The 9,908-nt window shown below is 75.2% G+C and carries 8 protein-coding genes and 1 pseudogene; 5 read left to right on the top strand and 4 right to left on the bottom strand.

The features are described from left to right. The 5 genes from ACFU74_RS14030 to ACFU74_RS14010 form a co-directional block, all read left to right on the top strand. Positions 1 to 1,143 (top strand): asparagine synthetase B family protein (locus tag ACFU74_RS14030; protein ID WP_380756096.1); only part of this gene is annotated, 1,143 nt, incomplete at its 5' end. Beyond that, positions 1,140 to 1,787 carry a flavin reductase family protein gene (locus tag ACFU74_RS14025; RefSeq protein WP_380756093.1) on the top strand — a complete coding sequence of 216 codons (648 nt, stop codon included), beginning with the start codon at positions 1,140 to 1,142 and terminating at the stop codon, positions 1,785 to 1,787. The genes ACFU74_RS14030 and ACFU74_RS14025, both read left to right, overlap by 4 nt. Beyond that, positions 1,784 to 3,295, top strand: a complete 1,512-nt coding sequence (locus ACFU74_RS14020) for a 4-hydroxyphenylacetate 3-hydroxylase family protein (RefSeq protein ID WP_380756091.1) — start codon at positions 1,784 to 1,786, stop codon at positions 3,293 to 3,295. The genes ACFU74_RS14025 and ACFU74_RS14020 overlap by 4 nt, the downstream gene beginning before the upstream one ends. Continuing rightward, on the top strand, positions 3,292 to 4,134 hold the full coding sequence (locus ACFU74_RS14015; protein ID WP_380756089.1) for a class I SAM-dependent methyltransferase: 843 nt from the start codon (positions 3,292 to 3,294) through the stop codon (positions 4,132 to 4,134). Before ACFU74_RS14020 ends, ACFU74_RS14015 begins: the two co-directional genes overlap by 4 nt. 90 nt (positions 4,135 to 4,224) lie before the next feature. Beyond that, positions 4,225 to 5,085 carry a helix-turn-helix domain-containing protein gene (locus ACFU74_RS14010; RefSeq protein ID WP_380756087.1) on the top strand — a complete coding sequence of 287 codons (861 nt, stop codon included), beginning with the start codon at positions 4,225 to 4,227 and terminating at the stop codon, positions 5,083 to 5,085. A gap of 73 nt (positions 5,086 to 5,158) precedes the next feature. On the opposite strand, the gene ACFU74_RS14005 is transcribed toward ACFU74_RS14010, so the two are convergent. From ACFU74_RS14005 to ACFU74_RS13990, 4 genes and pseudogenes are all read right to left on the bottom strand, one after another. Further along, complete coding sequence (locus ACFU74_RS14005; RefSeq protein ID WP_380756085.1) at positions 5,159 to 6,385, bottom strand: MFS transporter; 1,227 nt, start codon at positions 6,383 to 6,385, stop codon at positions 5,159 to 5,161. A 239-nt stretch (positions 6,386 to 6,624) separates the two neighbouring features. Continuing rightward, positions 6,625 to 6,780, bottom strand: a pseudogene (locus tag ACFU74_RS14000) (nitrate reductase); the annotation flags it as partial. A gap of 65 nt (positions 6,781 to 6,845) precedes the next feature. Next, positions 6,846 to 8,567: a methyltransferase gene (locus ACFU74_RS13995; protein ID WP_380756083.1), complete on the bottom strand. Its 1,722-nt coding sequence runs from the start codon at positions 8,565 to 8,567 to the stop codon at positions 6,846 to 6,848. 42 nt (positions 8,568 to 8,609) lie between these two features. Further along, positions 8,610 to 9,776 (bottom strand): 4-hydroxybenzoate 3-monooxygenase, encoded by a 1,167-nt coding sequence (locus ACFU74_RS13990; RefSeq protein ID WP_380756099.1) that lies wholly within the window; start codon positions 9,774 to 9,776, stop codon positions 8,610 to 8,612. Positions 9,777 to 9,908 lie beyond the last annotated feature (132 nt).

The raw sequence follows: 9,908 nt of genomic DNA, 5'->3' as shown, positions 1-9,908 counted from the left end.
CACGAGGACTCTCCGGAGCGCACCCGGGCGACGGTCAGGGAGCTGCTGGCGGACGCGGTGGAGCGGCAGTTGCTGAGCGATGTGCCGCTCTGCACCCTGCTGTCCGGCGGGGTGGACTCCAGCGCCATCACCGCGCTGGCCGCGATCGCCCGGGAGCGGGCCGGCCAGGGCAAGATCACCAGCTTCTCGGTGGACTTCCCCGGCAGCGCCGACCGCACCCCGGACGCCTGGCGCACCACCCTGGACGCACCGTACGTGCAGGCCGCCGCCGAGCACATCGGCACGCTGCACACGGCCGTCCTGGTGCCGGACGACGACCTGCTGCCCGCCCGGGACGTGGTGCTGGCGGCCCGCGACCGGCCGGGCTGGGGCGAGATGGACGCCTCGCTGCACCTGCTGTTCCGCGAGGTGCGCCGGCGTTCCACGGTGACGCTGTCCGGCGAGGCGGCCGACGAGATCTTCGGCGGCTACCCGTACTTCCACGACGCGGCGGCGCTGGCCTCCGGCACCTTCCCCTGGCTGCACGGCCGCGCCACCCCGGCCGACCTGCTGCGCGCGGAGGTGGCGACCGAGGTCCGCCCGGCCGAGTACACCGCCGCGGCCTACCGCGACTCGATCGCCGAAGTCCCGCGCCTGGCCGGCGAGTCGGCGGCGGACGCCCGGGTGCGCGAGGTGTTCCACCTGGCGCTGACCCGCTGGCTGCCACCGCTGCTGGACCGGGTGGATCGGGTGTCGATGTCGGTCGGCCTGGAAGTCCGGGTGCCGTTCTGCGACCACCGGCTGGTGGAGTACCTGTGGAACGTCCCCTGGGCGCTGAAGGCGCCGGAGGGCAGACCGAAGGGCCTGCTGCGGGACGCCGTCCGGGACCTGCTGCCGCCGCAGGTGGCGGACCGGCCGAAGAGCGGCTACCCGTCCACCCCGGCCGTCCGCTACACGGAGGTGCTGACCGAGCGGGCGCAAGCCCTGCTGGCCGACCCGCAGGCGCCGGTCTTCGACCTGGTGGACCGGGCCACCGTACGCCGGCTGCTGGCCGAGGGCCGGCCGCTGCCGAGCCCCCGCACCGCGCCCAACCCGGTCGGCGGCCTGGACCACCTGGTGCAGCTGGACGAGTGGCTGCGCGCGTACCGGGTGGCGCTCCGATGAGCCCCGTGCGCGGGCACCGGCCGGTGGAGCCGCAGGACGTCCGGGCGGCCGCCCGCCACTGGACGACCGGGGTCGCGGTGCTCACCGCCCGGGACGGCGACGAGGTCTTCGCCAAGACGGTCTCCTCCTTCGGCACGCTCTCCCTGGACCCGCCGCTGGTCAGCGTGGCGGTGGCCGCCCGCAGCCCGCTGGCGGCGGCCGTCCGGGACTCCGGCCGGTTCGCGGTGTCGGTGCTGACCGCGCGCCAGGAGGCCGTCGGACGCCGCTTCGCCACCCCGGGCGCGGGCCGGGCGCTCGGCATGTTCACCACTGTGCCGATGCGGGTGGAGGTGACCGGCGCGCCGGTGGTCGACCACTGCCTGTCCTGGTTCGACTGCCGGCTGCACACGATCCTGCCCGGCGGCGACCACGCCCTGCTGGTCGGCGAGGTGGTCGCCACCGACGGCGCCCCCGGCGAGCCGCTGCTGTACCACGACGGCCGCTACCGCGCCCTGGCCCACCCGCTCGCCGATCCGGCCCCCACCGGTCCCGCACCCGCCCTCACCGACAAACAGCCCGCCGACAGGCAACCCTCCAATAGGCAGCCCACCGACCGGCAGCCCACCGACGCCCCGACCATGACTTCGACAGGAGCCACCGCATGACCCTGCTGGACACACCGGCCACCGCACGGGGACTGCTCACCGGCGAGCGGTACCTGGCCGAACTCGACGACGGCCGCGAGCTCTACCTGGACGGCAAGCGTGTCGCCGACCCGGCCGAGCACCCCGCCTTCCGCCCCGCCGCCCTGGAGCTGGCCCGGCTGCTCGACCTCCAGCACGACCCCGAGCACCGCGACCTGCTGACCGTGCAGGACCCGGACACCGGCCGCCGGATCGCCCGCGCCTACGCCCCGCCGCGCACCCTGGAGGACTTGCGCCTCCAGCGCCGCAGCGCCGAGTTCTGGCACGCCGAGGCGCTGGGCCAGCACGGCCGCTCGCCCTCCTTCATGGCCTCCATCGCGCTCGGCGTCTACGACTTCCGCCACCAGCTGGCCCGCAACGACGAGCGGTTCGGCGCCAACGCGGAGGCCTGGTACCGGCACTGCGCCGACAACGACCTCGTCCTCTCGCACGCGCTCGGCGACCCGCAGATCGACCGCTCCGCCGATCCGGTGGAGGAGCCCGACCTCGCCCTGCGCGTCCTGGAGGAGAACGAGCGCGGCATCGTGGTGCGCGGCGCCAAGCAGCTCACCACCCTCGCCCCGTTGGCCCACGAGGTGCTGGTATACCTCTCCGCCTCCTTCACCCAGCGGCGCGGCGAGCAGTTCGTGGTCTGGTTCGCGCTGCCGCTGAACACCCCCGGCCTGGTCACCCTCTGCCGGGAGCCGCTGGGCAGCGCCCCGTGGGGCCACGACCACCCGCTCGGCGCCAAGTACGACGAGCAGGACGCGATGCTGTTCTTCGACGACGTGCTGGTGCCCTGGGACCGCGTCTTCCTCCTGCGCGACGGCGAGCTGGCCCGGGTGGGCCTGGGCCGGATCAACGCGTGGAGCGCCTACATCGGCCACGTCCGCTACCGGGAGCGGCTGCGCACCCTGCTGGCCACCGCCACCCTGGTCGCCGAGTCGATCGGGGTGAAGGGCTTCCGCAACATCCAGGAGGACCTGGGCCGGCTGGCCGGGTACGCGGAGCTGACCGAGTACTTCCTGGACGCCGCCGAGGCCCGCGCCCGGGTCACCGACAGCGGGCTGCTCGCCCCGGGCGACACCGCCGCCAGCCGGGTCTGGTCCGCCGAGGTGGCGGCGAGCGCGGTGGAGATCGTCCGGAGGATCGGCGCCTCCGGCCTGCTGATGCAGCCCACCGCCGGCGACCTCGCCAACCCCCGGCTCCGCCCGCACATCGACCGCTACATGCGCGGCAAGGACATCGACGCCGAGCACAAGTCCCGCCTGTTCAGGCTGGCCTGGGAGCTGACCGGCGACGGCTTCGGCCAGCGCCAGGACCTCTACGAGTACGTCCACCGCGGCGACCTCGCCCGCAACCGGATCAACATCTTCAACCGCTACGACCAGAGCAGCACCCGCGAACGGCTGCTGCGCCTGATCGACACCGCCCCCGAGCCGCACGCCGCCACCGCGGCCGGCACCGCCCCCGAGGAGGCCCGGCAGTGACCGCATCCGCCATCGAGATCCAGGCCGGCACGCTGGCCGGCTACGCCGACGCCAGCCGGCTGCGCCAGGTCCAGGACCGCGACTGGGTCCTCGACCAGGTCACCGGCAGCCCGCAGACCCTGGTCGACCTCGGCAGCGGCATCGGCCAGCTGCTGGAGACCGCCCTCGACCGCCACCCCTCGCTGCGGCTCGCCGTCGGCCTGGAGCGCTCCGAGCACCGGATAGCCGAGGCCACCGAGCGGCTGGCCCGCTTCCCCGGCCGCACCGTCCTGCACCGGGCCGACCTGACCGATCCGAAGCCGCTGGACGTCCGGGCCGACGTGGTCACCATGACCTCGGTGCTGCACTGGCTGTACCCGGTGGAGCACCGCGTCTTCCGCTGGGTGGCCGACCGGCTGGCCCCCGACGGCCGCTTCCTGCTCACCACCTACCACCCCGCCCGGGACGCCCACGGGCTCGGCGGCGAGGACGAGATCGTCCGCGACGCGCTGATCGCGACCGGCACCGAACCCGCCCTGGTGCCGCAGGTGTTCAGCGAGGGCGAGGTGCTGCCGATCGCCACCCGGACGCGTACGGTCGAGGACCTGGCCGAACTGCTCGGCGAGTTCTTCACCGTGGAGTCGCACCTGGAGCGGGACGCCGTGGTCACCGTCCAGGACGCCGCCCAGTACGAGCACTTCCACGCGGCCACCTTCGGCGACTACTACAGCCGGCTGGTGGCCCCCGCCCTGCGGCCCGCCTTCTTCACGGCCGTCGGCGAGAGCGCCGCCCGCCGCCAGGCCGAACGCGGCTGGGTGAGCCACATGCCGGTACGGCTCTGGCGGTTGGCGCCGCGCTGATCCGCCCGCGCCACCGGGAGCGACCCGCCCGCACGGCTGCCGCTCTAGTCTGAGGTACGACGCAGCCCCGCCCCCAGAGGAGCCAACGCCATGTCAACTCCCCTCGCCAGCCACGAACTCGGCGCGTTCCTGCGCGCCCACCGCGAGCAGCTCAAGCCCGCCGACGTCGGCCTGCGGTCCACCGCGCGCCGCCGCACCCCGGGGCTGCGCAGGGAGGAGGTGGCCTCGCTCTCGGGGGTCGGGCTGGCCTGGTACACCTGGCTGGAGCAGGGCCGGGTGACCGCCTCCCGGCAGGTCCTGGAGGCGGTCACCGGGGCACTGCGGCTGGACGCGGCCGGGCTGCGGCACGCCATGCGCCTGGCCGGCTACCACGAGCCGGCCGCCCCGGCGGACGGCGCCGCCGCCCGGCTGGCCGACGCCGTCCAGCCGGTGCTGGACTCCTGGCCGGCCAGCCCGGCCGTGCTGCTGGACCGCCACTTCGACCTGCTCGGCTGGAACGCCGCCTGGGGCGCGCTCTGGGGCCCGCCGGAGGCCGTCCCCGCCGACCGGCGCAACCTGATGTGGCTGATGGCGGCCGACCGCCGGCTGCGCGGCGTGCTGCGCGACTGGGAGCCGCTGGCCATGAACGTCTTCCAGCACTTCCGGGCCCAGGCCGGCCCGGCCCTCGCCGACCCGCGCACCGGCGAGCTCTACCGCCGGCTCGACCAGGACGCACCGGAGTTGCGCCACTGGTGGGGCTGCCACTCGGTGGCCGAACTGACCGCCCGCACGGTCACCGTGGAGCCGGCCGGCGTCGGGCCCGTCCGGCTCTCGCTCTCCTCCTTCCACCCGGTGGACGACCCCTCCGCCCTGGTGCTGCTCTTCACCCCGGTCGCCGCCGAGGACCGCAGCCGGATGACCGACCTGGTGGACCGCCCGCTGCGCCCGCTGCCCGTCCAGCAGGCGGGCTGACCGCACCGCCCCGGCACACGCCGAAGCCCGTACGGAACCCCGTACGGGCTTCGGTGCTCCCCTCCGGCGCCGATCAGCCGGCCGCCTGCCGGTTCCGCAGCGAGGTGCTGACCAGCAGGGCCCCGGCCGCAGCCACCACCGCCAGCACCAGGCCGACCACCAGCGTGCTGTCCGCCGCGTCGCCGTAGGCCCCGATCGCCCAGGCCCCCAGCCCGGTGCCCGCGTACATGGTGGAGGTCAGCCAGGCGCTGGAGGTGGCCCGCAGCTCGGGGGCGACCGTGCCGGCCAGGGTCTGCTGGTCCGTCACGAAGCCGCCGCTGGCCACGAACCAGACGACCACGCCCACCAGCGCCACCAGCAGGCCCGGCCCCCCGACCGTGAGCAGGATGCCGAGCGCCAGCAGCGCGCCCCAGACCGGCAGCAGCGGCAGGTTGTGCCGCCCGGCGGCGCGGGCCCGGTCGCCCAGCCGCCCGCCGAGCAGCGAACCGGCCACACTGCCCGCGCCGACCAGCACGCCGACCAGGCCGAGCGCCTGCACCGAGAGGTCGAAGCGCTCCACCAGCACCACCCCGAGGAAGGTGAACGTCCCCAGGTTGGCGGCGTTGAAGACGGTGTTCACCAGCAGCGCCCGCCGCAACACCGGGTCGCCCCAGCCCGCCAGCAGCGCCCGGACGGCCCCGCCGGAGGCCGGCCGCTCCGCCGCCGGGTCGCCCGCCGGGACCTGCCGCAGCAGCAGCGGCACGGCCAGGGCCGTACCGACGGCCAGCGCCCAGAACGCCGACCGCCAGCCCGCCGCCCCGGCCAGGAACCCGCCCAGCGGGACGCCGATCACCTGGCCGCAGGAGAACAGCGCCATGCCCAGGCCCAGCGCCCGGCCCCGGACGGCGTCGGGGGCGGTCTCGGCGATGTGCGCCCAGATCGCCGGCCCGGCCGCGGCGGCGGCCAGCCCGGCCAGCGCCCGGGAGAGCACCAGGCCCGTCAGATCGGTGGAGACGGCGGCCCCGACATTGGAGAGCACGAACAGCACCGTCCCGGCCACCAGCGTGCGGCGGCGCCCGAAGCGGTCGCTGAGCAGGCCGAGGAAGGGCGCGAACACCGCGTAGACCAGCACGTACGCGGTGACGCTGGACGCGGCGGCCGCCTCGCTGACCTTGATCGAGTCCGCGATGGTCGGCAGCAGCGGCGAGACCAGGAAGGTCTCGGTGCCGAACAGGAACAGCAGGACGAAGACGCCCGCGTAGCGCAACCGGTCGAACGAGGCCGCACTCTCACCGGGCGGAGCCGCGGAGATACTGGTCAAGGATGATCACTGCCTTCGGGGTGACATAGGGACAGGAAATGCCGCGCAGCCCGGCCATCCTGTCCCCCGGCCGCCCCGCCAACCAGTCGCCCGTTCATCCTGTGACCCCCACTCACAGGCACCCCGCCGAGCGGCGGGCCCAGCCACGGGGTCCGGGTGGTGCGCAGCACGGTGAAGCCATGCCGCTCGCAAGGTCCCCAGCTGGTCCCCAACAAGCCGGTCCAGGTTCTTCAACGCTCCGGGGCGACAAGGCTCGCGCCCAACACGGCCACCACGTGCTGGGTGCCGAGCCCCGCCGTCCGGGGCCAGGAGAGCCGTTCGTCGGGGCGGACGACCGCTCCCGGTGCGGGCGTCCGCCCGTCACCGTGCAGCTTCCAGCGCACGCCGAGATCCAGGTGGGGGCTCGCTTTCGCTGTACTACCGGGGAACTGTCCGGACCATTGCCCTGGTCACCCGGCGTTCACTCCGCCACCACCCCCTGTTGTCCTGCGCTCTCGCGCGGCGCGGCGGCCCTGCGGGCGTGCAGGAGGGCGGCGTCGAGCGGGAGCGGGCTGTGGCCGCGGAGGTCGAGGCCGGCGGCGGCGAGGAGGGCGGCGTAGTGGTCGGCGCGGCGTTCGCGGCCGCCGACGTTGCACATCATGTGGAGGTCCCAGGCGGTCGCCAGCGAGGGCGAGCCGTCGGCGGGCAGCAGGCGTTCGACGACGAGCAGGTCGGCGTGCGCGGGCATCGCGCGGGCGCAGTGGCGCAGGATCGCGCGGCACCGTTCGTCGTCCCAGTCGTGCAGCACCCGGGAGAGCAGGTAGACGTCGCCGCCCTCGGGGACGTCGGCGAAGTCGCCGGCGCGGAACTCGCAGCGGTCGGCGCAGCCCGCCGCCGCCATCGTGGCGCGGGCGGCCTCGACGGCGTGCGGGCGTTCCAGCAGGACGCCGCGCAGGCGGGGGTGGGCGGTGAGGACGCGGGCGAGGAGTTCGCCGTTGCCGCCGGCGACGTCGACGACGGTGGCGCCGGCCGGGGAGCGGGCCGCGGCGGTGAGGGCCGGGTGGTCGGGGACGGGGTCGAACATCCGGGCGCTCGCCGCCATCGAGCGGTCGAAGAGGTCGGCGAGGGCGGGGTCGCGGACGAAGTGGTCGAAGTGGTTCTCGCCGAACAGGTGGTCGAAGGCGGGTTCGCCGGTGCGGACGGTGTGGTCGAGTGCGCCGAACGAGCGGTAGAAGGGGCCGCCGTAGAGCAGGGCCAGCGGGCGCATCGAGCCTTCGGCGTCCTCGCGCAGCAGGACGCCGGCGGCGGTGAGGCGGTGGCCGTCGCCCTCGGGTGCCACGACGCCGAGCATCGCGAGGTAGCGCAGCAGGGTGGCCAGGGCGCGGGGGTGGGTGCCGGTGCGGGCGGCGAGGGTGGCGGTGGGGACGGCCTCGCCGTCGGCCAGGGCCTCGGGCAGCCGCAACCGGGCGAAGGCCGCGAGGGCCTGGGTGGTCCAGGCGCCGGTCAGCAGGCGCAGCAGGGTCTCGGCCGGCGGACGGGCGGTGGAGGCGGCCAGGTGGGCAGCGAGGGCGTCGGGGTGCTCGCCCGGTGCGTACAGTTCCAGGCGGCGGTAGCCGGCCCGGGCGGTGGGGGGTGCGGTGAAGTAGAGGACGGTGCCGTTCTCGTGGGGGTTGTGGCCGCCGCCGTCGGGGGTGGCGCCGTACTCGGTGAGCAGGGCGCACAGGCCGCGCAGGAGCAGCGGTTCGGGGTGGAGGACCTCGAAGGCGAGGTGGGCCTCGTGCTGGTGGGCGCGTTCGTGGTCGGCGAGCGCTCGAAGGTCGGAGCCGGGCGGCACGGTCAGCGCGAACACCTCGACGGTGCGGGGCGTGGGGCCGGTGCCGGGGACGGCGGGGCGCCGGATGGTGACGTCGAGCGCGGCCGGCTCGCGGCGGTGGCGCTCGGCCAGCCGACGGCGGACGACGGTGCTGGGGCCGGGCGGGGTGTCGGCGGCCAGGCCGCAGGCGGTCAGGTCGGCGAGCAGGGTCCGGGTGTCGGGCGGGAAGACCAGCACCGCGGCGTGCAGGAAGCGCAGATGGCGGGTGAGGGTGCGCAGGTGGGCGTCGTCGGGGCCGGGCAGGAGGAGCGGGAGCAGGGTGGCGGTGTCGTGGCGGCGGACGAAGTCGGCCGTCGCGCGGAGGCGGGACGTGTCGTCCTCGGTGGTCATCGTGGTGCGTCCTTGGTGCGGGAGAGGGTGCTCGGGGGGGGGTCAGAGGCCGACGTAGTTCTCGGCGAACCAGTCCTGCTGGGCGCGCGAGGTGCGCAGGGCCGTCAGGCGGGCGCGGCGCAGTCCCTCGTCGAAGGAGGACGGGCCGCCGTGCGGGGTGGGCACGGCGTGCAGCAGCCGGACCATCCAGTGCGAGAACTCCTGGGCCCGCCAGATGTACTCCAGGCAGCGGTCGGAGTAGCCGGCCAGGGCGCGGCCGTCGCCGTGGGCGAGCTCGTCCACGAGGGCGGTGGCCAGCAGTTCCGCCTCCAGCACCGCGAGGTTGGCGCCCTTGGCGGCGGAGGGGGTGATCAGGCTCGCGGCGTCGCCCGCGAGCAGCAGCGTGCCGTGGCGCAGCGGTTCGACGACGTCGCACTCCAGGTCGACGACGGCGCGCTGGACGATGCTCCCCCGGTGCAGCGGGCCGTGTTCGGCGGCGCGCAGCCGCACCTCCAGCTCCTGCCAGATGTGCTCCTCGCTCCACGCTTCGGGCAGGGTGCCGCGCTCGCACTGGAGGTAGTAGCGGGTGATCCGGTCGGTGCGGGCCATGTGGCCGGCGAAGCCGCGCCGGTGCACGGCGTAGCCGACGGCGTCCAGGCTGGGCGGTGCCTCGGCGAGCAGGCCGAGCCAGGACAGGCCGTGGTCGTGGTGGTGGACGACGGCGCCGGGCGGCAGTGAGCGTCGGGCGGCGCCGTGGCGGCCGTCGCAGCCGGCGACGTAGCGGGCCCGCCAGCGGACGGGGCGGCCGTCCGGCCCGCTCGCCTCGACGGCGGGGCGGTCGCCGTCGGTGCCGATCACCCGGTGGGCCTCGGTGCCGAAGTGCAGCCGGCCGCCGGCGTCCAGGTAGGAGGCGAGCAGGTCGGCGACGAGGTTCTGCTGCGGGTAGACGGTGTGGGACTCGCCGCGGCCGAGGTGCGCGTAGTCGAGCCGGAAGCGGCCGTCGCCGGTGCGGAACTCGCAGGTGGTGTGGGGCTTCCCGTGGCGGTGCAGGCCGTCCGCGAGGCCGTGCCGGTCCAGCACGCGCACGGTGTTCCGGGCGAGGAAGCCGGCCCGGGCGCGGGCGTGGAGGTGTGCGCGGTCGGCGCGTTCGAGGACGACGCAGTCGATGCCCGCCCGGTGCAGGAGGTTGCCGAGGACGAGGCCGGCCGGGCCCGCGCCGAGGATCACCACATCGGCCGATTCTTCGGTGATGCCGGTTGCTGTCTCATCGTTCTGACGACTGGTCACAACATCTTGATGATAGTCGCCCGGTGGGTCCGGGGAAGGGTGGAGAGCACTCCGGAGGGTGAATAGGCTGATGAA

This window comes from Kitasatospora sp. NPDC057500, from assembly GCF_042802195.1.
Classification (GTDB): domain Bacteria; phylum Actinomycetota; class Actinomycetes; order Streptomycetales; family Streptomycetaceae; genus Kitasatospora.
The sequence above is the reverse complement of the archived record's forward strand: the minus strand, read 5'-3'. Positions and strand labels throughout refer to the sequence as shown.